Source organism: Bifidobacterium callimiconis, from assembly GCF_003952005.1.
Classification (GTDB): domain Bacteria; phylum Actinomycetota; class Actinomycetes; order Actinomycetales; family Bifidobacteriaceae; genus Galliscardovia; species Galliscardovia callimiconis.
Genome location: NZ_QXGJ01000003.1, coordinates 65952 through 88612, shown reverse-complemented (window position 1 = coordinate 88612; position 22661 = coordinate 65952). Strand labels below are relative to the sequence as shown.

Sequence of the window (22661 nt, the reverse complement as noted above, 5' to 3'; positions counted from 1 at the left end):
TATAGTGAGAAATATGAGCGAAGAGCACAATGAAGTCAACAACACGATCGGACGGGAATCGACGGTGGTTCCCGGACGGTTCGGAGAGCCATTCGCCATCGACGACGAACACGTACTCGTATCACGCGGTGACGGTACAGCCGTGCGTTCACGTCCACTGTTCCTCTGCCTGCACGGGTGGGGCGCCAACGAGGAAGACGCCGAAGACCTGATCCAGATGGTCGCGCCGCTCAGCGACTACGTCGCCCTGCGCGGACCCTACACGCTTGAGGAGCCGAAAGGCACCTACATTCCCGGCGCATACGCGTGGTTCCACGACAACATCATCAGCGGCGACGACCTCGACTACGACGCCTACGCCGCCGCCAAGGCCGTCGACGACTGGGTGACCACGCACGTGCCGGACGATCGCGACGTCGTGCCGATCGGATTCTCACAAGGCGGCACCATCGCCGTCCACCTGCTGCGCATCCACCCCGAACGCTACCGTGCGGCCGTCTCCTTCTCCGGCTATCTCGCCCCCGGACGCGTGCCCGGCACCGCCCCCGCCGACGACCGGCTCACCGAACTCGATCGGCCCGTGTACTACTGCTACGGCAAAAAAGAGTCCGTCGTCCCCAAATACGAGCTCTACGCCTGCGCCGCATGGCTCGAGGAACACACCTGGCTCAACACCAAGAGCTACCGCAACCTCGACCACGCGGTGAATCTCGACGAATTCAACGACGTCCGCGACTGGCTCATCACCAACGATCTCGCCTCCGGAGTCATGTAAGCTCACAGCGTCGCGCGATCGTCTCACCATGTGACACGCGCGACGTTCTGTTAACGCGTTGCGAAACAAACCCATGGGACCATGGCCCCTATGGACAGACAGCAAGAGTTTGCTTTGCGCACGGTCGAGGAACGCGACGTGCGCTTTATTCGTTTGTGGTTCACCGACGTTCTCGGCACCCTCAAATCCGTGGCCATCGCTCCCGCCGAGCTCGAAGCCGCGTTCGAGGAAGGCCTCGGATTCGACGGATCGGCCATCGAAGGCCTCACCCGTGTCTCCGAAGACGACATGATCGTCAAGCCCGACCCCTCCACCTTCCAGATCCTGCCCTGGCGCGGCGGCCCGCAGGGCACCGCCCGCATGTTCTGCGACGTGCTCACCCCCGAAGGCGAGCCCAGCATGGGCGACCCGCGCTACGTGCTCAAGCGCACCCTCGCCAAGGCCAAGGAAAAAGGCTTCACCTTCTACATCCACCCCGAAATCGAGTTCTACCTCTTCGAACAGCAGGATGACTGGTCGCAGGCCCCCAAGCCCGTCGACGAAGGCGGCTACTTCGATCACGTGCCGCGCAGCCCAGGCATGGACTTCCGCCGTGCCACCGTGAACATGCTCGAACAGATGGGCATCTCCGTCGAGTACTCCCACCACGAGGCCGGCCCCGGCCAGAACGAGATCGACCTGCGCTACGCAGACGCCCTCACCATGGCCGACAACATCATGACCTTCCGCACCGTCGTCAAGGAAATCTCCCTCGAACGCGGCATCCACGCGAGCTTCATGCCCAAACCGCTCGCCGACCACCCCGGCTCCGGCATGCACACCCACCTCAGCCTCTTCGAAGGCGACGCCAACGCCTTCTACGAGGCCGGTCAGGAGTTCAACATGTCGCTCACCGCGCGCCAGTTCGCCGCCGGCATCCTCCACCATGCCGCCGAAATCACCGCCGTGTGCGACCAGTTCGTCAACTCCTACAAGCGCCTCTGGGGCGGCAACGAAGCCCCCAGCTACATCTGCTGGGGTCACAACAACCGCTCCGCCCTCCTCCGCGTGCCGCAGTACAAGCCCGGCAAAGGCAACTCCTCCCGTATGGAATTCCGCGCCCTCGACCCCGTCACCAACCCGTACCTCGCCTACTCCCTCCTCCTCGCCGCCGGCCTCGACGGCATCGAGAAGCAGATGACCCTCGGCGAGCCCACGAGTGACGACGTCTGGGAGCTCACCGACGAGGAACGTCAGGCCATGGGCATCCAGCCCCTCCCCGACTCCCTCGACACCGCCCTCAAGATCATGTCCAAATCCGACTTCGTCGCCGACGTCCTCGGAGAACACGTCTTCCGCTACTTCCTCCGCAACAAGCGCAAGGAATGGGACGACTACCGCATGCAGGTTACTCCCTACGAGCTCAAGCACTACCTCCCTCGCCTCTAGGGCAAAAACGAACACCACGGAGCGTTATCGGTTGGCCAGAGAGTTCGACGTACCGTCGTACGCCTTCACTCTCTGGCCAACCGATACCGCACGCGTGGTGTTCGTTTTTTACTAATTAAGGGTGTTTCGCTTCCGCGGCGCCGATACCGCACGCGTGGAGCGATTTTTATGCTGGGAGCATTGAACCCTCACCTTTTTCCTTCCCCTTGAGGGGAAGGTGGGCGGCGCAGCCGGTCGGATGAGGTGACTCCTCCCACAGTGCAAGGCATATGAAGGCAACTGTGGTGAATCTCACGGCAACGAGAGTGGCGCCGAAACGACTTCGCGGCCTAGGGTGGATGTGTTCGTAGGAAGAAACACCATTTCACCCATTGAGGATAGAGAGTCCCAGCATGTCTTCTGATCAGACACAGGAAACCGCCAATCATCCCACCACCCCGGAAGCGGCCACCGCGGCGGCAGCGGCCGCAGCAACAGCCGCCGCAGCCGCAGCAACGGCAGCGGCCACGGCAGCCGACGCGGCCAACAGCGCCGCCACCACGGCCGCCACCGCCAGCGCGGCCACGGCAGCGCCCCAGACCGCCGCATCCCCGCTGCTGACCGCCGCCCCCAAGCTCGATCCGCTGTTCCCCGGCAACATCTTCGTCAGCACCGTGCTCGACGCGCTCAACAGCAAGAAGACCATGACCGGCAACCTGGTCAGCAAATACATGCAGCGCGCCATCATGGCCGGCCTGTTCGTCGGCATCTTCTTCACCGCATTCTTCGTCATCTCAGCCACGTTCGCCGCGGCCGGCCCCGGCATGGCACTCGCCGGCAAGGTACTCGGCGCCTGCACGTTCGGCTGGGCGCTCGTCCTGATCTACTACACCAACTCCGAACTGCTTACCTCCAACATGATGATCGTGTCGATCGGCGTCTACCACCACCGCATCGGCGCCCTACGCAGCCTGTACATCCTCGGCCTATGCCTGATCGGTAACCTGATCGGCGGCCTCATCGTCGCGATCCTCATGCGCGGAGCCACCATCATCAGCGGCGACGTCTTCACGATCATGTCCACCGCGGTGGCCACCAAGACCGGATACCTCGCCCAAGGCATGCCGGGCATCATCGACCTGTTCGTCCGCGGCATCTTCTGCAACTTCTGCATCAACATCGCCATGCTCATGTGCTACAACGGCAAGCTCGTCAACGACTTCACCAAATGCATCATCATGATGGTGGCCGTCTTCGTGTTCGCCTACCTCGGCTTCGAACACTCCGTGGCCGACTCCGTGCTGTTCCTCATCATGGGACTGTTCGGCGTGGGCGACCCGCTCACGGAAGTGGCCGCGATCATCGTCGTCATTCTCGGCAACTTCGTCGGCGGCGGCCTGCTCATCGGCATCAACTTCGCCGTCATGAACGACCAGCACCACCATGGTCACGGTCACGGCCACAACGGTGACCGCCACAACATCGGACGCCGGTAGGCCGTGTCCAAGCGCTGACGGAAGCGGGGGAGTGGAGCCTCACGGGGTTGGGACCCTCCCTCAGTCACACCGCGTGTGACAGCTCCCTCCCATGGAGGGAGCACACGCGCCGCGAGGCTCCATGGTTTCGTGCTCCCTCCGAGGGAGGGAGCTGGCCGCCGAAGGCGGACTGAGGGAGGGCTCATCTCCCGATCACATCCCATATTCCCTAAACCTCGATATTTCCGAACGGTCAGCACGTTCAGCAATACCAAGCGGGAACCGCAGCCAATCACCCCCGCTACTTCAGCGCCTTGGTGATGCGCTTGAGACTCACCGGCTTGGGCGTGCCCAGCTCCTGCGCCCACAGGGACACATAGAACTCCTCGAGCATCCAACGGGCCGTCTCGGCCTTGTCCATCATCTCGTCGTGACGCGGTCCGGCCGGCTGCTTGCGGGCGGCGTCAAGCGCCTTGTCCACCAGCTGCTTCGCCTCGTCGGCCTGCCACGCCCAGTTCACGTCACGCGACTTGTCGACCTTCGCCTTGTCCAAACGCAGCAGATCCGCATGCAGATACCGATCTATGGAACGCAGCGCGTCCGGCGGAACACTGCCCACGAATCCCGGCTTCACCAGCGTGGCGATATGCTCGCGGATCGACTGCAATACGGCCAGCAGCGGCAGCGACGCCGGACCCGACACCGCCTTCTCCACCTCCGCGTACCGGCGCAGGATCGCGATCACGTCATGCGCCACCTGATACACCGTGTCCTCGTACACCTGCATCACGTCGCTCACCGCGTCCGCTAGCTGCGCGTCGTCACGAATCGACCCGACGTTCGGCAGCAGACGCTTGACCGCCGCCAGCTGCAGATCCTCCACCAGGTCTGCCGTGGACTTGTACGGTGCGGACGCCAGCATCAGCGCCTCGCCGCCCAGCCACCGCGACGAAATACGCTCGGCCGGCAGTCGCAGCGCATCCAACGCGGCACTCCACAGCATCGACGCACGCGATACCGTGGTCGCACCCGCCTTGTGCAGCAGATTCGCCGACTGCACTACCTTGCCCTGATCGGCCGCAGCCGTGGCCTGCTTCTTCACCGTGGCACGAGCCGACTCGGCGGCTTCCGCGGCGAACCGCTGCTGCAGTTCCAACAGCGACTTGCCCGTCGCGATCACCTGCATGCGCTGCGAATGCCCGCGACGGCCACGGCCACCGCGACCGCCACGACGATCGGGCACCGGCTTCTCCACCGCGAACGTCATTTTCAGATGCTTCGGCAGACGCTCCCACTGCTCGCCGCCGAACACCTCGGGATGCAGCTGCGCGCCCACCACATGAATCGCCGCCTGCGTGAACACGTGCGCGAAATCAGGCCACGCGGCCACACCGGTCGTCGCATCCACCGGAGCGGGGGAGGGACAACCCTGCTCGCCGGAACCCGGCAACGCATCATACTGATCGTCGATCCACGCGCGGATCGCACGAGCCGTATCCGGCGCCGGCACGAACTGCACACGCAACGCCTTGGGCAGCGACTTGATCGTCGTAACGATCAGCTCATCCAACAGACCGGGCACGGTCCACGTGAACTGCTCCGGACTGATACGCGACAGGAACTTCAACGGCACGTGCACGGTCACGCCATCGTCATCGGCGTTCGGATCGTACACGTACGTGAGCTTCAGATCGATCGGCGTGCCATCCGAGCCGAGCGTATGCCAACGGTCGGGATAGTCGTCCAGACTCACCTCGTCCGCGGTCTGCAGACGCTCTACCTTCGACGGGTCGAAATCCAGCAGCGTCGGATCCTCATCATGATGATGCCGCCACCACGATCCCAGCTTCGCCATCGACGTGATGTCCGCCGGCAGCTTCGCATCGTAGAAGTCGACCAGATCCTCATCCGTCACACGATCCGCCATATGACGGGTACGGCTCGCCTCCTCGTCGGCCGCCTCCAGCACGTCACGATTGTTGTCGATGAAATCGTCGTACGGGAAGCGTTGCTGGATCTCGCCGCCCACCAGACCCTCACGGATCAGGAACTCACGCGCCTCCACCGGATTGATCGAACCCCACAGCACCGGCCGATCCTGCACGATCGGCAGACCGTACAACAGCACCTTCGCGCTCGCCACGGCCGCGCCCTTCGACGCCGACCAATGCGGTTCCGCATACGTGGTACGCGTCAGATTGCCAGCCAACGGCTCCGCCCACGCCGGATCGATCGCCGCCGACGAGCGCGCCCACAGGCGCGACGTCTCCACCAGCTCCGCCGCCATCACCCACTGCGGTGTGGACTTGGCCACCGCCGACGCGGGGAACAACGCGAACCGCGTGCCGCGCGAACCCATGTATTCGTTGCGCGACTGCTTCTGCGCACGCTTCATCGCCTTCGCACGCGCCGCACCACGCAGACCAGCGAAATCCGACGCCTTCGGCTCACGAATCTGCTGCATGCCGATGCTCGACAGCAGGCCGGACAGCATCGCCTTGTGAATGCCGTCCGCATCCCACGCGCACTTCAGCGAATGCGCCGCCTGCTGGTTGATCGGCAGCTGACGAACCTCCAACGGCGGGCGCGACAACGGCTGCGGCTCGCCCACGTTGAAGTTGAACTCGCGGCACATCTGCTCCAGCTGACGGTACAGGTCCTTCCACTGGCGCATGCGCGGGAAACTCATGAACTCCGTCTTGCACATGCGGCGCAGCGCCGAATTCGACGGATCGCCCTCCGCCTGGAAGAACCGATCCCAGATATTCAGCGCCGTCAGGAAATCACTCGACTCGTCCGCATACCGGTTATGGATGCGATCCGCCTCCTCACGCTTGTCCTCCGGCCGTTCACGAGGATCCTGCAGACTCAGGAACGCTACCACCACCAGAATCGCCGCCAACGTGTTCGGCGTATCGTTCGACGCCTGCACCACCATGCGGGCCAGACGCACATCGATCGGCAGACGCGCCAGCTGACGGCCGATACGGGTCAGGCGGGCGTCGCCCTGCTTGCGGGAGATCGCCCGCAGCTCTACCAGATCGTTGAAACCATTCGCCACTGACTTCGTATCCGGCGGATCAATGAACCCGAAATTCGTCACATCCGACGCCGTCTTCGCCACACCCACCGACAGCATGTGCAGCACCACCGACGCCAACGCCGTACGCAGAATCTCCGGCTCGGTGAACCGCGGACGCGTCTCATAATCCGTACGCTCATACAGACGAATCGCAATACCGTCCGCAATACGACCGCAACGGCCCGCACGCTGATCCGCGCTCGCCTGACTGATCGGCTCGATCGGCAGACGCTGCACCTTCGCCGCCTTCGAATAACGGGAGATACGCGCCATGCCCGGATCCACCACATACCGAATGCCCGGCACCGTCAGCGACGTCTCCGCCACGTTCGTCGCCAGCACGATCCGCTGATGCGAATGCGGCTCGAACACACGATGCTGCTCCTTCGACGACAGCCTCGCGAACAACGGCAGGATCTCGATCGCATCCGGCCGACGCATATCCACCGCACGCTGGCCGAAATGCCGGCGCAACGCCGTCTCGAACTCATGAATGTCGCGCTCGCCGGCCGCGAACACCAGAATGTCGCGCGGGCCACGCTCATGCGAGGAATGGATCACCAGCTCGGCGCAGGCGCGGGCCACTGCCGTCGGCATGTCCATGTCCGGATCGTCATCCTCCTCGCCGGGACGAATGTCCTCGAACCCCGGCACATGACGCATCAGCGCGGGCGCGGACCCCAACGGCTCATATACGATCTGCACCGGATACGTGCGGCCCGACACCTCGATCACCGGCACATCCGTATGCAGCACCTTGGCGAAATGCTCCTGGAACTTCACCGAATCAATGGTCGCCGACGTGATGATCAGCTTCAGATCGCGCCGCTTCGGCAGCAGCGCCGTCAGATAGCCGAGCAGAAAGTCGATGTTGAGACTGCGTTCATGCGCCTCGTCGATGATGATCGTGTCATACGCCGACAGTTTCGGGTCGCGCTGGATCTGCGCCAGCAGAATACCATCGGTCACCACGCGCAGACGGGTCTTCGGTGACGACTCGTCGGTGAACCGCACCTGGAAGCCCACCTCATCGCCCAGCCGCACCTGCATCCCCGACGCGATACGCTCGGCCACGGTACGCGCCGCAATACGCCGCGGCTGCGTATGCACGATCTGATGACCATGACTGCCCCTGCCCATCTCCAGCAGGATCTTCGGTAGCTGCGTGGTCTTGCCCGAACCGGTCTGACCGGAGACGATGACCACCTGATGAGAGCGAACCGCCTCGGCGATCTCGTCCTTGGCCGCACTTACCGGCAGTTCGGATGGATACTCGAATTTCACTTGCCCCTCTGTTCTGTTCCTAAACTCCAGGAACGGCAACTCCGGTGAACGGCTGAACGACGTCCGCCGGCGCCGATCGTTCACATGCTACGCGCGCAGCACCTCGATGACGCGATATCCCTTCGACGACGCATACTTGTCCACGGTGAACTCCGCTCCCAGCTGATCGGCCAGCCACGGAATCAACGAATCCGAACCCAGATTGCGCTGCACCACCAGATACGCCTCACCGCCATGGTTCAGCCGCGGCAGATACGTCATCAGCAGCTCGTGCAACGCCTCCTTGCCGATACGGATCGGCGGATTCGACCAGATCACGTCAAAACCGGCGTCAGCGGGGAACTCATTGGGGAACGCGTCCGCCGTCACCGTGCGCACATTCGCGTAGCCGTTACGCTTCGCATTGCCTTCAGTCAGCTCCAACGCGCGTTCGTTCACATCGACCGCCCACACCTCAGCCTCGGGCGACTCCAACGCCAGCGACAACGAAATCGGACCCCAACCACAGCCAAGATCAAGGAACATGCCATGCTCCGGCGGCTCCGGCGCATGCCTGAGCAGCACCGACGTGCCCAGATCCAAGCGGGAACCGGAAAACACGCCATGGCTCGTCTCCACCGTGACCTCACGGCCACGCAGCGTCACCTGCAACGTACGACGGACATCCTCCGACGACGGCGTGGCAGAAAAATACTGTTCATTGCCGGTCCTCTGCCCATTCGTCCTATCTGCCTTGCGTGCCATGACCATTCACTCCTTGATCGCTTGACTGCTGCCGACCATCCCGGCCGTCACCCGCATTGCTCGCCCGACCGCTTGATCGCTCGCCGCGCCAACGTCCCATGTCTTCTCACACGATGATAATAAGAAGCCGGAATAGAGCGTACAACGAGAGGTGCCAGTGGCCAACAGCGAAACAAACGGCAGGGAACAGCAGACGGAACAGGGCACGATGGACGTGCTCGCCGAGCACTCCGAAGTGCTGCAGGACGCGTCGGGGGACACGTTCGGACCGGGCAGCGAGGAATGGGCGGAACGAGAATCCCGCAACCAGCTCAAACACGTCACCGGACTTGGCGAACTCCAGGACGTCACCGAAGTCGAATACCGTCAGGTACGACTCGAACGCGTCGTGCTCGTCGGCGTCTGGTCCAGCCAGGAGACCACACAGGCCAAGGCCGAGGAATCGTTGCGAGAACTCGCCGCGCTCGCCGAAACCGCCGGCGCCCAGGTGATGGACGGTCTGCTGCAGCACCGTCTTCGCCCTGACTCCGCCACATACGTGGGTTCCGGCAAGGCCAAGGAGATCGCCGGCATCGTGGCACAGCTCGACGCCGACACCATTGTGGTGGATGCCGACCTGCCGCCGTCGCAGAGGCGTGGCCTCGAGGACGTGGCCAAGGTGAAGGTGGTGGACCGTACCGCCGTGATCCTCGACATCTTCGCCCAGCACGCCACCAGCCGTGAGGGCAAGGCGCAGGTGGAGCTCGCCCAGCTCGAATACATGCTGCCCCGACTGCGCGGTTGGGGCGGTTCGCTGTCCCGACAGGCCGGCGGTCAGGCCGCAGGCCAGGCCGGCGGCATCGGCTCCCGAGGCCCGGGCGAGACCCAGATCGAAATGGACCGTCGCGTCATCCGCACCCGCATGGCCCGGCTGCGTCGCCAGATCGCCCAGATGGCCCCCGCCCGCGAAGTCAAGCGCGGCTCCCGCCGCCGGCATGAACTGCCGTCCGTCGCCGTGGTCGGCTACACCAACGCCGGCAAATCCTCATTGACCAACCGGCTTACCGGATCCGCCGAACTCGTTGAGAACGCGCTGTTCGCCACTTTGGACACCGCGGTGCGTCGCGCCCGCTCCGTCAACGGCCGCCATTACACGTTCGTCGACACCGTCGGCTTCGTGCGCCGGCTTCCCACCCAGCTCATCGAGGCGTTCAAGTCCACGCTGGAGGAGGTGGGGGAGGCCGACGTGATCCTCCACGTCGTCGACGGCTCCCACCCCGACCCCTTCTCCCAGATCGACGCCGTCAACGACGTGCTCGCCGACATTCCCGGCGTGGAAGGCATCCCGCGCATCCTTGCCTTCAACAAGATCGACATGATCGACGATGTGGCACGGGAACGACTCCGTCAGCTCGACCCCGACGCGTTCCTCGTCTCCGCAGCCACAGGCGAAGGCGTCGACGCCCTGCGCGATGCTGTGGAGTCGCTGCTTCCCGTACCCGACGTCCACGTCAGCGCGCTCCTGCCCTACGATGCCGGATCCCTCGTCTCCGAAGTGCGTGAATACGGCATGGTCGACCATGTCGAATACCGTCCCGACGGCGTGTACGTCGAGGCGAACGTCGATCCTCGTCTTGCCGCGCGCATCGTGGACCGGTCCATCGACGAGGAGTGACCATATCGATCATCGTCGTGGACGAATCATGTCGCCGCCCGTTGCGAGACGATTGCCGGGGAGTGTTGCAATCGTTAACATGTGCACGCTAACGTCGGAATCACGGCAAACGATCGACATGAAAACGACGCCGAAGCGAAAACTTGGCAACAATAGTCAGATGGTGACGTTATAGTAATTCCGAAGTTGGCTTGATTTGCCGATATTTGGAGTTAGTCAAAGAGAGGTGCCTTCTCATGGCAGAATCAACGATTCGTCCCACAAAGCTTGCGATTATTGGTGCTGGTGCCGTCGGCTCCACCATGGCCTTCGCTGCCGCCCAGCGCGGTATCGCTCGCGAGATCGTGCTGGAAGATATCGCCGCCAAGCGCGTCGAGGCCGAGGTGCTCGACATGCAGCACGGCTCCAGCTTCTATCCCACCGTCTCCATCAGCGGATCCGACGACGTCGAGATCTGCCGTGACGCAGACGTCGTCGTCATCACCGCCGGCGCCCGCCAGAAGCCCGGCCAGTCCCGTCTCGACCTCGCCGGCGCCACCATCAACATCATGAAGTCCATCATCCCCGGTGTCGTCAACGTGGCCCCCAACGCCATCTACATGCTCGTCACCAACCCGGTCGACATCGTCACCCACGTGTCCATGAAGCTCTCCGGTCTGCCCGCCAACCAGATCTTCGGCTCCGGCACCAACCTGGACTCCGCCCGTCTCCGCTTCCTCATCGCCCAGCAGACCGGCGTCAACGTCAAGAACGTCCACGCCTACATCGCCGGCGAGCACGGCGACTCCGAAGTCCCGCTGTGGGCCTCCGCCACCATCGGTGGCGTCCCCATGTGCGACTGGACCCCGCTCCCGGGCCACGAGCCGCTCGACGCCGCCAAGCGCGAGGAGATCCACCAGGAAGTCAAGAACGCCGCCTACCGCATCATCGAAGGCAAGGGCGCCACCAACTACGCCATCGCCATGTCCGGCGTCGACATCATCGAATCCATCCTCAAGGATTCCAACCGCATCCTCCCTGTCTCCTCCCTCCTCCACGACTTCCACGGCATCTCCGACGTCTGCATGTCCGTGCCGTCCGTCCTCAACCGCCAGGGTGTCAACACCCGCATCAACACCCCGCTCTCCGACCGTGAGCTCGCGGCCCTCAAGCGCTCCGCCGAGACGCTGAAGCAGACCGCCGCCCAGTTCGGCTTCTGATAAAAATCGACGCTACGGAGCGTCGCCGGCGTTGCGGAATGTTCGACGTACCTTTGTACGCCTTCACATTCCGCGCCTTGGCGACGCACACGTAGCGTCGATTTTTATGTTGTGATCCGCTCCACGGAATGTCATCTGCGTTGCCGCAGACTTCGACGTACCTTTGTACGCCTTCGTCTGCGCGCCTTGATGACACACGTGTGGAGCGGATTTTTATTTGGTGCTGGCGCTACGGAGCGTCACCGGCGTTGCGGAATGTTCGACGTACCTTTGTACGCCTTCACATTCCGCGCCTTGGCGACGCACACGTAGCGTCGATTTTTATGTCGTGCCGTCTCCTCTGATGCGGGGCTTCCGACGAAGCCGGGTGGGGGCCTCGGCCAAAACAGGGAAAGGCTCGAAACCATTGTGGTTTCGAGCCTTTTTCGTTGATTCTCAGACCTTACGAAGTACGGTGACTACCTTGCCCATGACTACGGCATTGGTGCCGTCAATGGGCGTGTACGCCGGATTGTGGGGAATAAGCCACACATGGCCCTTCTCATTACGGAACGTCTTCACCGTGGCCTCGCCATCCAGCAGTGCGGCCACAATATCGCCGTTTTCGGCGGTGTTCTGCGCGCGAACCACCACGAAATCACCGTCACAGATGGCCGCATCCACCATGGAATCCCCATGGACCTCCAGCATGAACAGATTACCGTCGCCGGTCAATCTCTTCGGCAGACGCATCACATCCTCGACATGCTGTTCCGCGGTGATCGGCACGCCAGCGGCAATGCGGCCGACCAACGGCACATCGCGCGACTGCGCCAACGAGGCCTCACGCTCCTCGATCGCCTCCTGACTCGGAAAACGGACGATCGCCGAACCATCGGGAGAGCGTTCGATCGTATCCCCGTCCCAATCGGCCAGCAATTCGATGGCACGCCCCTTGTTCGCATTGATACGAATATATCCCTTGTCCTCAAGGGCGTGAAGCTGATGCTTCACCGATGACGGGCTTTTCAGGCCAACGCTTTCGCCGATCTCACGGAATGAAGGGGCGAACCCCTTCTGCAGAATATGCTCGCGAATGGCCTCCAGAATATGTCGCTGACGGTCAGTGAGATCCTCCCCGCCGAATACGGGACCGCCGCCTTTCGGCGAAAAGGGAATGGTACGCACGTCGAACTCCTTTCAGTTGGTTCAACTGTACATCGAAATGTTCGAAACTCAAAACAGATGTTCTATATCGGGTTGCGTGGATCGTACATATGTGGCACAATTGCAACTAACGTTCGATAGAACGTGTGTTCGAGAAAGGTGTGTTATGACGGATATGCATTTCACATTGGAGGCAAAACCCTTGAATTCCAAGGCGTTGCGGTCGGGATTCGTCGCAAGGCGGGTGTTGGATACCACGGCAACGGATGTTCGATCGACGGTTGATGATGTTCGATTCCAGATGGTTGTCTGGGGGCGTCGGGCCATCGGATTGCTGATGGTCGTGCTGGTCATCCTGACGTTTGCGGCAATGGGCGGCAGGGGCGACACGCGTTCCGAATCGAAGTCGACGGAGGTGGTGAGCTATACGGTGGCTCCGGGGGACACGCTGTGGTCCTATGCGTCCCGTATCACGCCGGAAGGGGACGACGTGAGCGAGACGGTGGAGGAGCTCAAACAGCTCAATCATCTGCAGACGTCATCGTTGCAGGTGGGGCAACGCATTATGGTCCCGGTCCGGTAATGGTACCTGTCCGAGATAAGGACACGATGGCCGATTTCGTCGATGGCTCGTGCAAGACACGCGGGTGGTGCGCACCAACGTTTACTCTTGATGGTATGCATTGTCCTTTCTGTAAGAACTCGGATACCAAAGTCGTCGATACCCGTGTGGGGGAGGACGGCTATTCCATCCGTCGCCGGCGTGAATGCCCGAAGTGCTCGCGACGATTCACCACGGTCGAAACGGCCACGCTGATGGTGATCAAACGATCGGGGAACGTGGAGCCGTTCAATCGTGACAAGGTGATCACCGGCGTTCGCAAGGCCTGTCAGGGACGGCCCATCAAAGAGGAAGATCTCAAGCAGCTGGGTCAGCGCGTGGAGGAGGATCTCCGTGCGCGGGGACTCGCCCAGGTGCCGTCCGACGAAGTAGGTCGGGCCATCCTCGGACCGTTGCGTGATCTCGACGAGGTGGCCTACATGCGGTTCGCCAGCGTATATCAGGAATTCAACAATCTCGAGGACTTCGAGCGTGCGATCAAGGAGCTGCGAGAGCAGGAATCCTCGGCCAAGAGCGAGGCCAAGGCTCGGAACGAAACCAAAGCCTGAGCCTGCCGTAGGCCGAATCGCCGGATCAGCCATTGAACGAGATGTCGGCGATTCGGCATCCGGCTGCGCAATCGCATAATCGGAGCCATATGATTTTGGGCGCTTCCCCGAACAGGGAAAGCGCCCAAATGATTACAAGGGAATGATTACAAGGATCGCAAGCCGATCACGAACATGCCATTACAGCACACGCACACGAATGGTGCCCTGCAGGTTCTTGAGCTTCTCCAACGCCTCAGCGCTCGGACGGCTGGACACGTCGGTGACCACGTAGCCGAGTTCGTCCTCGGTGGCCAGCGCCTGAGCGGTGATATTGATGTTCTCCGCGCCAAGCACATGGTTCACGTTCGCCAGCACGCCCGGCAGATTGTCATGAAGGTGAGCGATGCGCACCGCGCCCTGGCAGGGGTTCATGTTCAGCGTCGGCAGGTTCACCGACAGCGAGGTGACGCCGTTGCTCCAATAGTCGAGCAGCTTGTGCGACACGAAATGACCGATGGCCTCCTGGGCCTCCAGCGTTGAACCGCCGATATGCGGAGTGAGGATCACATTGTCCTCCTCGCTCAGCGGCGTGGAAAACGCATCGCCCGACTTCTTCGGTTCCACCGGGAACACATCCACCGCGGCTCCGGCGATATGACCGGAATCCATGTGGCTCTTCAACGCATCGAGATCCGCCACGAAGCCACGGGACAGGTTGATGAACACCGAGCCCTGCTTCATATGTTCGAACTGATCCTCGCCGAAGAAGTTCGTGTTCGACTTGCGGCCGTCCACATGCAGCGTGACGGCATCGGACTTCTCCAGCAGATCATCAAGGGTCTCGGCACGTTCGGCATTGCCCAGAGCCAGCTTCTCTTCGATGTCGTAGAACACCACGTGCATGCCCAACGCCTCGGCGAGCACGGATACCTGGGAACCGATGTTGCCGTAGCCGATGATGCCCAGGGTTTTGCCACGTACCTCGTGGGAGCCGGCCGCGGACTTGTCCCATACGCCGCCGCGCACATGGTGGGAGTGGGCGGGCAGGCGACGCATCAGCGAGATGATGTCCGAAATGACCAGCTCCACCACGGAACGGGTATTGGAGTAAGGCGCGTTGAACACGGCGATGCCACGCTTGCCCGCGTACTTCAGATCCACCTGATTGGTACCGATGGAGAAGCAGCCCACGGCGGTCAGATTCGGCCGGGCGGCAAGCACCTTCTCGGTGACGTTCGTCTTGGAACGCACGCCGAGAAGATCCACGCCGTCAAGTGCGGCAATGAGTTCGTCCTCATCCATGGCGCCCTTCGTCGTCACCACTTCGAAGCCGTGCTGACGCAGGTTCTCGGACGCGAACGGATGGATGTTCTCAAGTAATAAGGCTTTAGGCATACCGCTACCCTACATCGGCAGGTGGTCCGCGTCATCCTGCGTCCGCACGATGACCAGCTTCTGCGTGGGGCGGGTCATCGCCACGTACAGATCCGATGCGGCGACCTGACGTGCCGGAGCATTGTCCTCGATCAGACCGGGCTGCACCACCACGACGGCGTCGAATTCCAGTCCCTTGACATCCTGAGGCGTGCACAGGCTGATCTGGGCATCCCAGGCCTTCTGTTCGCGCAGTGCCGTGGTGCGGGTCTCTCCCAGACGCTGGGCAACGGACTTCCAGACGTGCTCGCCCACCGCATCGATGATCTCGGGATCGGCGATCACGGCCACGCGACCGGTGCCGTCATCGGACACGAACCGGGTAGCCAGATCGGCGGCGTAGTCGGCGGCGGTGTCCAGCATCTCGTCCTCATGCTGCACCACTACGCGTTCCACGGAATCCTGAATCTTGCGCACGGCCTTGACCGTGGAAATATACAGGCCCTCCTGCTCGGCGAATCGTGACGCGAGGTCGGACACTTCCTGCGGGTTGCGGTAGTCGATGGTCAGCTCGTTGAGATCCCAGCCATCCTTGCCGAATAGCTTGTCGAGCGTGTGCTGCCAGGAGCGCGAGCCGGCCAGAGCCGAGGTCTGCGCCACATCGCCTACGATGGTGAACGAACGCGACGGGCAGCGGCGCATCAGCATACGCCAATCCATGGGGGTGAGCTCCTGGGCCTCATCCACCACCACATGCCCGTAGGTCCATTCACGCTGACCCGCGGCCTTCTGCGCGGCGGTGCTGTCGTCCAAGCCGTTGATCTGATCGAGCAGCATGTCGGAAGTGACGATGCCCGAACCGATGCCGGCCTGAGCGAGCGTATCCTTGGCGAACTGCTCATCCTGCAGACGCTGCGCGTTCTTGCGGGCGCGGGCATCATATTCGCGCGGATCCTCGCCGAGCAGTTCGAGCGCCTCGTCGAGCAACGGAATGTCAGAGGGCGTGAGTGGCGAGCCCTTGGGACGATACAGTTCCTTGAGATCATCCTCGCGCAGCCACGGCGCGTAGCGGCGCAGCTTGTTCGGCTTGGCCCACATGTCGTCGAGCATCCACTGGGCGGTCATGGGCAGCCAGGCGAGATTCAGCGTTCGGCGCACCTGATCATCCATGCGCAGCATGGAATGGGCAGTCGACAGCTCGGAACGGTCGGGATCGTAGTCCAGCAGTTCGGCGTATCGGGTCACCATGGCCCGCAGCATGGACTCGACGAAGGTTTCGCGGGCCTTGTTGTGTGGCTGGCGGGTGCGCTTGGCGTCGTTCTGCGCGGTGATGATGTCCTCGGCGCGCATCGGCACCTTGATGCCGTTGACCCGTATGGTCGGCAGATCGTCGGGGACGCGTACGCGAGCCGCCACGGCGTTGGCGATGACGGTGGCCATACGACGATCGCCCTTGAGCGCGGCCGCCCGCGGCGACTCCGTTCCCGTAGCCTGTACGCCCGGAATCAGATTGGCGATGGTGCGGGATACCACGCCGGTCTCGCCCAGCGACGGCAATACCTGATCGATGTAATGCAGGAACGACGGGCTGGGTCCCACCACCAGCACGCCCGAACGCTGCAGCTTGTCACGATGCGTATACAGCAAATACGCCGCACGGTGCAACGCCACCGCGGTCTTGCCGGTGCCGGGGCCGCCCTGCACCACCACCGCGCGGTTCAGCGGCGTACGGATGATGCGATCCTGTTCGGCCTGGATGGTGGCCACGATATCCGTCATCTTGCCGGTTCGGCGGGAGCTGAGCGACGCGAGCAGCGCGCCCTCGCCGGTCAGCGTGCCTGCGGAGGAGGCTTCGCTCACCTGTTCCGAATGCACGTCGAGCACCTCGTCCTCGATGCCGACCACCTCACGGAATCGCAGTGTGATATGACGACGCATCACGATGTTGCCACGATGCGCGGGAGTCGCCTCGTAGAACGGACGGGCGGCTTCGGCACGCCAGTCGATGAGAATCGGGTTGTAGTCGGCGTCGGACAATCCCAGACGTCCGATGTAATGCTGGACGCCGTTTTCCTCGTCAAGACGGCCGAACACCAGACGATCCTCCACGGCACGCAACTGGGTGAGCCGGTTCTCGTACATCGTGGCGAAGGAATCGCGTTCGGCGCGCTGCGTGGGGGAGCCGTGCGCTCCCGTGGCCCTGACCTTGTCAAGACTGTCCTTGGTCTGCTTGCGCATCTCATCAAGGCGTCCGTAGACACGATCGACCGTCTGCTGCTCGTCACGCAGCTGTGAGGAATAGTTGGACATGAAAGACTGCTCCTTGGCGGGGCCGGAAAAGTTCGGCAATCCACTATACTCGCAGGCCCATAAAACCCGTTCCGGAACCGGACCATGCCGGGGCCGCGCCCACTTTGCGCCGCCGGCCCATGCATTTGTGGCGTTATTGGGGTGGAAAAGCCCAATCGGTGGGGAGGATTGGGGATAAGTGGGGTAAAGTGGTGAACTGTTGGTCGCGAGTCATGGCAAAACGGGGCAAGGAGGTGCGCGCGATGGTCGACAGCGAACCAGCAGCCGCGCCGGCAGAGGCCCCGATAGAGCTTCCGCCATTGCTGCTGGGCACCTACACCCCGAAGATCGATGCCAAAGGAAGGCTTGCCCTTCCCGCAAAGCTCCGCAGCCAGCTTGGACACGGACTGGTGATGGCCAGGGGACAGGAACGCTGCATCTACCTGCTGCCCTACAGCGAATTCCGAAGGGTGGCCGCGCAGATCCAACGCACATCGTTGGGCAACAAGGCCGCACGCGACTATCTGCGCGTGTTCCTGTCGGGAGCCGTTGACCAGGAGCCCGACAAGCAGGGCAGGGTGGTGATACCGCCCATGCTGCGCGACTACGCAGGGTTGGGAACCGATGTCGTCGTCATCGGCGTCGGCACACGTGCGGAGATATGGAACAAGGACGCTTGGGAAGCCTACCTGACCGAGCAGGAACAGGGCTATGCGGACATAGCCGACGACGTACTACCGGCAATGGAGTTCTAACACACATGGATATCACAGCGATTCACCAACCGGTGCTGCTGGACGACTGCGTGCGTCTGGTGACTGAGGCCGCCACCGCGCCCGGATCCGTCATCGTTGACTGCACACTCGGACTCGCCGGCCATTCCACGGCATTCCTCAAGGCCGCGCCGAACGCCCGCCTCATCGGCATCGACCGTGATGAGGAGGCGCTCGCACTCGCCACCCGTCGTATGCAGGACGAGGGTCTGGCCGATCGTTTCACTCCGGTGCATGCCGCCTTCGACGCCTTCGCCGACGTGCTCGCCGATCAGGGCATCGATCAGGTACACGCTGTCTTCATGGATCTGGGCCTGTCGAGTCTGCAGATCGACGAGACCGAACGTGGCTTCTCCTACTCTCATGACGCCCCATTGGACATGCGCATGGACACCACGCAGGGCATGACGGCCGAACGCGTGCTGGCCGAGTACTCCGTGGATCATCTGCGCTGGATCTTCCGCGAATACGGCGAGGAACGGTTCTCCGGTCCGATCGCCAAGGCCATCGTGGCCGACCGTGAGCGTGAGCCGTTGCGCACGTCGGCGCAGCTCAATGCGTTGGTCGATCGGGTGGTTCCCAAGGCGCACCGTCCCGCCGGCAATCCGGCCAAGCGCGTGTTCCAGGCGTTGCGCATCGAGGTCAACGGCGAGCTGGACAAACTGGCGTCGACGCTGCCGCAGGCCGCACTGCATCTCGCCGTCGGTGGTCGTCTGGTCGTCGAGTCGTATCATTCGCTCGAGGACAAGACCGTCAAGCGGTTCATGGCCAACGGACTGAAGGTGGACGTGCCCGCCGGCATGCCGGTGATCCCCGACGACGCCCAGCCGTTCTTCAAGGACCTGACCCGAGGCGCGATCAAGGCCGACGAGCAGGAGATCGCCGCCAATCCAAGATCCGCGTCCGTGCGTCTTCGCGCGGTGGAGCTCACCCGCGTGCTGCCCGAACGCTGGGCATCCAGCTTCGCGTCGGGCGAGCACCGATACAGCTATCGCGAGCCTGAGAAGTCGCAGGGTCGTTCACGTTCGCAGGGCCGCGCCGGACGGGCGTCCGGCAAGTCGGGCTCAGGCAAGGCAAGGAGGGGCCGTAGATGAGCGCATCCCCCAGAGTGGCGCGTTCTCGTTCCAAGGCGCAGGAACGCAGCACCCGTCCAACCACATCCACCCGGGACAGGCTTCAAGTGACCACTTCGTCGAAAACCGGTACCAATACGTTCGCAGGTCGCATGCGCGGTCTGGTGGGCGGCGTGCATCCCCGTCGCATGCGGCTGTTCCATTTCGTGGGAGCGCTGGTGTTCCTCGGAGCCAGCCTCATTGGCTCGCTGGTGCTGCGCACGCAGATGATCGAGGATTCGTTCGCCATCACCGACACCCAGCAGTCCATCGGCCGCCTTACCCAGGACATTCAGGAGAAGCAGACCGAACTCGACGCCCTCGAGGCGTCCCTACCCAGCAAGGCGCAGAAGCTCGGCATGGTCCCGGGCTCCGATGCGTTGACCATAGATCTGAGCGGCTATGCCGCATCCAATGACGCGAAGGGAAGCAAGTGAGACGTAAGGTTCGCCGCACCCACGGTGACATCTTCCGCCGGCGGTCGCTGGCCGTCGGCATCATCCTTGCCCTGGTGGCTTCGATCTGCGTGGGCAAGCTGTCGTACATGCAGCTGTTCGCCGCCGGTTCGGTGGCCCAGGCCGCCACCGCCAGCCGTACCGTGACCAAAACGGTGAAGGCGCAGCGCGGCACGATCGTCGACACGAACAACGTGGTGCTGGCACAAAGCGTGGAACGGTACACCATCTACGCCGACCAGGTGGCTGCGGCCGACTTCACGCCCGTCGACTGCAACGGCAAGAACGAAAGCACCTGCCATGCGATCGACGGCAAGAACGTGGACGCCACGGGACCGTCCGCCGTGGCGAAGCTGCTGGCACCGGTGCTCGGCATGAACACCATGGAGCTCGGCGGCAAGCTCGTGGGCACGAACCGGTACGTGGTGCTGAAGAAGAACGTGGTCCCCGAGGTCATGCGCGCCATCCAGAAACTGCATCTGAGCGGTGTGATCGGCTATGAACTGACCTCCGACAGGCAGTATTCGGACGATGGTCTGCTCGGCACCATCCTCGGCGGTGTGGACGCGACCGGCAACGGCGTGGCCGGCATCGAGAAGATGGCCAACAAGTCGCTGATCGGCAAGGACGGTTCGACCAGCTATCAGCGTGGCGCCGGCGGCCAGCAGATTCCGGGAACCGTGACCGAATCCGTCTCCCCGGTCAACGGTGGCACCGTCAAGCTCACCATCGACTGGGACGTGCAATGGTACGTCAAGAAGGCGCTCAAGGACGCGCAGGACAAGACGCACGCCGAATGGGGCATCGCCGTGGTGCAGGAGGTCAAGACGGGTAAGATCCTGGCCATCGCCGACACCGACAACTACGTGGCCGGCACCGATGAGGCGAAGATGAACGCGTCGAAGGCCGTGACCGCCGTGTTCGAGCCGGGCTCGACGGGCAAGCTCATCACCGCCGCCGGACTGCTGCAGGAGGGCATTCACAAGCCCACCGATCAGTTCCAGGTGCCCTATCAGATCCAGCTCGACGGCCAGACCTACCACGATTCGCATGAGCATGGCGTGCAGAACCTCACGCTCGCCGGCATCCTCAAGGAATCCTCGAACGTGGGCACCGTCATGGCGTCCTCCGACTACAGTCTCGAAAAGCGCTACGAGTACATCACCAAGTTCGGCATCGGGCAGAGCACCGGACTGAACTTCCCCGGCGAATCCAACGGTCAGATCGTCTCGTCGTACAAGGACTGGGACAAGCGCACCCGCAACACCGTGCTGTTCGGACAGGGCTACTCCGCGTCCGCGCTGCAGATGACCAACGTGGTCGCCACCATCGCCAACAAGGGCGTGCGCAACGGCCAGTCGATCATCGAATCGTCCACCGACGCCCAGGGCAACGACACCACGCCGTCGGTGAAGAAGTCGCAGCGTGTGGTGAGCGAGGATGTGGCCGCCGAACTCATGAACATGATGGAATCGATGGCCGAACAGTACAAGTCGGTGCTGAACGTCGAAGGCTATCGTCTGGCCGGCAAGTCCGGCACCGCGCAGGTGGCCGATTCCTCCGGCGCGCTCAACAGCATCATCGGCGATTTCATCGCGGCCATTCCGGCCAACGATCCGCAGTATGTGATCACCGTCGCGCTCAAGGATCCCGAGGGCACCTACGGCGGCACCACGGCCGGACCGGTGGTGGGTACGATTGGTGAATTCCTTATGCAGAAGTACGAGGTCCCGGCCTCGCCCGAACGCACCGATGCTATTCCTACAGAGTGGTGATTCGGCCGTGTCCAACAATCCTGATCACAAGCCGACGGCATACCGGCCGGCGGCAACCGACGCCAAGGGGTACAGATGAGCGCACTGAGTGAAGCAAGCACGGAACATCTCACCATCGCCGATCTACGTGAACGGTATGGTCTGACCACCAACGCGAAGTTCGCGGGCAAGGTCACCGTCACGTCCATCGCCGACGATCTGAAGTCGGTGATGCCGGGCGCGTTGTTCATTCCCAAGCCCGAGGATCTCACCGCCGATGCCATCGCCCAGGCCGAGGCGAAGGGCGCCTATGCGATGCTGCTGCCCACGTCGGCACAGGACACCGGGCTCGAAGCCAGCGTCCCCATGCTGTACGGCGATCTGAGCGCCGAGGAAATGGGCCGTCTTGCCTCCGACATGGCCGGGCACCCCTCCAACTCCGTGGCCGTGTTCCTGGTGGCGGGCGAGGATTCCGTGGAACAGGGCGCGGATCTGGCCGAACTGCTGCACGTGCTGGGCAACCCCGTGGGACAGATCGGCTACCGTCACTCCGTGTCGTTGGAGCGGCACCTGGTGGAGGAATACCCGTTGAACGCGCTCGACGTGCAGCGTATTCTCGCCGTGTTCGTCGAGGACGGCGCATCCGCCGTGGTGATCGGCGCCGATGACCGCACGCTCGCGCCCGGCGCGCTGGAATCCGTGATCACCGACGTGTGCGCGCTCGGCGAATCCGAAGCGGACGACGATGCGCAGCCGTCACTCAAGGAGACGATGGAACGGTATGGCGCAAAACTGCGTGAACGCACCCATCTGGCGCATCGGACCGCGGAAAGCGACGATATGGCCCACCATTACGACGGTCAGCTCGACCCGGCGTCCAGCCGTCGGCTGTCGTTGGCCATCGCCATGGTGATGAAGGCCGGCGTGCGCAAGGGCAACATCAAGAGCGCCCTGCGCGTGTCGAAGGAAATGAGCTGACGTATCCC

General features: G+C 62.8%; 17 protein-coding genes. 12 read left to right on the top strand and 5 right to left on the bottom strand.

What is annotated here, in order from left to right; translation table 11 throughout:
* Nucleotides 1-13 precede the first annotated feature (13 nt).
* The 3 genes from D2E23_RS03850 (at nucleotide 14) to D2E23_RS03840 (ending at nucleotide 3678) form a co-directional block, all read left to right on the top strand.
* Nucleotides 14-775 (top strand): alpha/beta hydrolase, encoded by a 762-nt coding sequence (locus D2E23_RS03850; RefSeq protein WP_126029681.1) that lies wholly within the window; start codon nucleotides 14-16, stop codon nucleotides 773-775.
* 90 nt (nucleotides 776-865) lie between these two features.
* Nucleotides 866-2203, top strand: coding sequence for a type I glutamate--ammonia ligase (gene glnA / locus D2E23_RS03845; RefSeq protein WP_093960113.1), 1338 nt, complete (start codon nucleotides 866-868; stop codon nucleotides 2201-2203).
* Between the two features lie 392 nt (nucleotides 2204-2595).
* Nucleotides 2596-3678, top strand: a complete 1083-nt coding sequence (locus D2E23_RS03840) for a formate/nitrite transporter family protein (RefSeq protein ID WP_126029680.1) — start codon at nucleotides 2596-2598, stop codon at nucleotides 3676-3678.
* A gap of 280 nt (nucleotides 3679-3958) precedes the next feature.
* Here the strand turns inward: D2E23_RS03840 and hrpA are convergent, their stop codons facing one another.
* Nucleotides 3959-8023 (bottom strand): ATP-dependent RNA helicase HrpA, encoded by a 4065-nt coding sequence (gene hrpA, locus D2E23_RS03835; protein ID WP_241227204.1) that lies wholly within the window; start codon nucleotides 8021-8023, stop codon nucleotides 3959-3961.
* A gap of 87 nt (nucleotides 8024-8110) precedes the next feature.
* Nucleotides 8111-8767, bottom strand: a complete 657-nt coding sequence (locus D2E23_RS03830) for a class I SAM-dependent methyltransferase (protein WP_206431987.1) — start codon at nucleotides 8765-8767, stop codon at nucleotides 8111-8113.
* A gap of 208 nt (nucleotides 8768-8975) precedes the next feature.
* Between D2E23_RS03830 and hflX the strand changes: the two genes are divergently transcribed.
* Both hflX and D2E23_RS03820 read left to right on the top strand, forming a co-directional pair.
* Nucleotides 8976-10421: a GTPase HflX gene (hflX, locus tag D2E23_RS03825; protein WP_126029832.1), complete on the top strand. Its 1446-nt coding sequence runs from the start codon at nucleotides 8976-8978 to the stop codon at nucleotides 10419-10421.
* A gap of 236 nt (nucleotides 10422-10657) precedes the next feature.
* Nucleotides 10658-11620 (top strand): L-lactate dehydrogenase, encoded by a 963-nt coding sequence (locus tag D2E23_RS03820; RefSeq protein WP_093960118.1) that lies wholly within the window; start codon nucleotides 10658-10660, stop codon nucleotides 11618-11620.
* Nucleotides 11621-12055: 435 nt separating this feature from the next.
* Here the strand turns inward: D2E23_RS03820 and lexA are convergent, their stop codons facing one another.
* On the bottom strand, nucleotides 12056-12787 hold the full coding sequence (gene lexA / locus D2E23_RS03815; protein WP_420829280.1) for a transcriptional repressor LexA: 732 nt from the start codon (nucleotides 12785-12787) through the stop codon (nucleotides 12056-12058).
* Nucleotides 12788-12932: 145 nt separating this feature from the next.
* Between lexA and D2E23_RS03810 the strand changes: the two genes are divergently transcribed.
* Both D2E23_RS03810 and nrdR read left to right on the top strand, forming a co-directional pair.
* Complete coding sequence (locus tag D2E23_RS03810; RefSeq protein WP_240541499.1) at nucleotides 12933-13349, top strand: LysM peptidoglycan-binding domain-containing protein; 417 nt, start codon at nucleotides 12933-12935, stop codon at nucleotides 13347-13349.
* A 95-nt stretch (nucleotides 13350-13444) separates the two neighbouring features.
* Nucleotides 13445-13936 carry a transcriptional regulator NrdR gene (gene nrdR, locus D2E23_RS03805; RefSeq protein WP_126029829.1) on the top strand — a complete coding sequence of 164 codons (492 nt, stop codon included), beginning with the start codon at nucleotides 13445-13447 and terminating at the stop codon, nucleotides 13934-13936.
* A 180-nt stretch (nucleotides 13937-14116) separates the two neighbouring features.
* On the opposite strand, the gene serA is transcribed toward nrdR, so the two are convergent.
* Together serA and D2E23_RS03795 are read right to left on the bottom strand one after the other, a co-directional pair.
* Nucleotides 14117-15313 (bottom strand): phosphoglycerate dehydrogenase, encoded by a 1197-nt coding sequence (serA, locus tag D2E23_RS03800; RefSeq protein ID WP_126029678.1) that lies wholly within the window; start codon nucleotides 15311-15313, stop codon nucleotides 14117-14119.
* A gap of 9 nt (nucleotides 15314-15322) precedes the next feature.
* On the bottom strand, nucleotides 15323-17602 hold the full coding sequence (locus tag D2E23_RS03795; protein WP_126029677.1) for a HelD family protein: 2280 nt from the start codon (nucleotides 17600-17602) through the stop codon (nucleotides 15323-15325).
* Between the two features lie 242 nt (nucleotides 17603-17844).
* Here D2E23_RS03795 and mraZ point away from each other — a divergent pair, with 242 nt between their 5' ends.
* The 5 genes from mraZ to D2E23_RS03770 all read left to right on the top strand — a co-directional run bounded on the left by mraZ (nucleotide 17845) and on the right by D2E23_RS03770 (nucleotide 22653).
* Nucleotides 17845-18336 carry a division/cell wall cluster transcriptional repressor MraZ gene (mraZ, locus tag D2E23_RS03790; protein WP_126029676.1) on the top strand — a complete coding sequence of 164 codons (492 nt, stop codon included), beginning with the start codon at nucleotides 17845-17847 and terminating at the stop codon, nucleotides 18334-18336.
* A gap of 5 nt (nucleotides 18337-18341) precedes the next feature.
* Nucleotides 18342-19448: a 16S rRNA (cytosine(1402)-N(4))-methyltransferase RsmH gene (rsmH, locus tag D2E23_RS03785; protein WP_126029675.1), complete on the top strand. Its 1107-nt coding sequence runs from the start codon at nucleotides 18342-18344 to the stop codon at nucleotides 19446-19448.
* On the top strand, nucleotides 19445-19903 hold the full coding sequence (ftsL, locus tag D2E23_RS03780; protein WP_126029674.1) for a cell division protein FtsL: 459 nt from the start codon (nucleotides 19445-19447) through the stop codon (nucleotides 19901-19903). Before rsmH ends, ftsL begins: the two co-directional genes overlap by 4 nt.
* Nucleotides 19900-21696 carry a peptidoglycan D,D-transpeptidase FtsI family protein gene (locus D2E23_RS03775; protein ID WP_241227203.1) on the top strand — a complete coding sequence of 599 codons (1797 nt, stop codon included), beginning with the start codon at nucleotides 19900-19902 and terminating at the stop codon, nucleotides 21694-21696. The genes ftsL and D2E23_RS03775 overlap by 4 nt, the downstream gene beginning before the upstream one ends.
* A gap of 75 nt (nucleotides 21697-21771) precedes the next feature.
* Nucleotides 21772-22653 (top strand): UDP-N-acetylmuramyl peptide synthase, encoded by an 882-nt coding sequence (locus D2E23_RS03770; protein ID WP_126029673.1) that lies wholly within the window; start codon nucleotides 21772-21774, stop codon nucleotides 22651-22653.
* Nucleotides 22654-22661: the final 8 nt, after the last annotated feature.

Excerpts from the sequence above, each read along its gene's own strand:
- D2E23_RS03850 (WP_126029681.1), top strand. The coding sequence starts at position 14 with ATGAGCGAAGAGCACAATGAAGTCAACAACACGATCGGACGGGAATCG.
- glnA (WP_093960113.1), top strand. The coding sequence starts at position 866 with ATGGACAGACAGCAAGAGTTTGCTTTGCGCACGGTCGAGGAACGCGAC.
- D2E23_RS03840 (WP_126029680.1), top strand. The coding sequence starts at position 2,596 with ATGTCTTCTGATCAGACACAGGAAACCGCCAATCATCCCACCACCCCG.
- D2E23_RS03830 (WP_206431987.1), bottom strand. The coding sequence starts at position 8,767 with ATGGCACGCAAGGCAGATAGGACGAATGGGCAGAGGACCGGCAATGAA.
- hflX (WP_126029832.1), top strand. The coding sequence starts at position 8,976 with ATGGACGTGCTCGCCGAGCACTCCGAAGTGCTGCAGGACGCGTCGGGG.
- D2E23_RS03820 (WP_093960118.1), top strand. The coding sequence starts at position 10,658 with ATGGCAGAATCAACGATTCGTCCCACAAAGCTTGCGATTATTGGTGCT.
- D2E23_RS03810 (WP_240541499.1), top strand. The coding sequence starts at position 12,933 with ATGACGGATATGCATTTCACATTGGAGGCAAAACCCTTGAATTCCAAG.
- nrdR (WP_126029829.1), top strand. The coding sequence starts at position 13,445 with ATGCATTGTCCTTTCTGTAAGAACTCGGATACCAAAGTCGTCGATACC.
- serA (WP_126029678.1), bottom strand. The coding sequence starts at position 15,313 with ATGCCTAAAGCCTTATTACTTGAGAACATCCATCCGTTCGCGTCCGAG.
- D2E23_RS03795 (WP_126029677.1), bottom strand. The coding sequence starts at position 17,602 with ATGTCCAACTATTCCTCACAGCTGCGTGACGAGCAGCAGACGGTCGAT.
- mraZ (WP_126029676.1), top strand. The coding sequence starts at position 17,845 with ATGGTCGACAGCGAACCAGCAGCCGCGCCGGCAGAGGCCCCGATAGAG.
- rsmH (WP_126029675.1), top strand. The coding sequence starts at position 18,342 with ATGGATATCACAGCGATTCACCAACCGGTGCTGCTGGACGACTGCGTG.
- ftsL (WP_126029674.1), top strand. The coding sequence starts at position 19,445 with ATGAGCGCATCCCCCAGAGTGGCGCGTTCTCGTTCCAAGGCGCAGGAA.
- D2E23_RS03770 (WP_126029673.1), top strand. The coding sequence starts at position 21,772 with ATGAGCGCACTGAGTGAAGCAAGCACGGAACATCTCACCATCGCCGAT.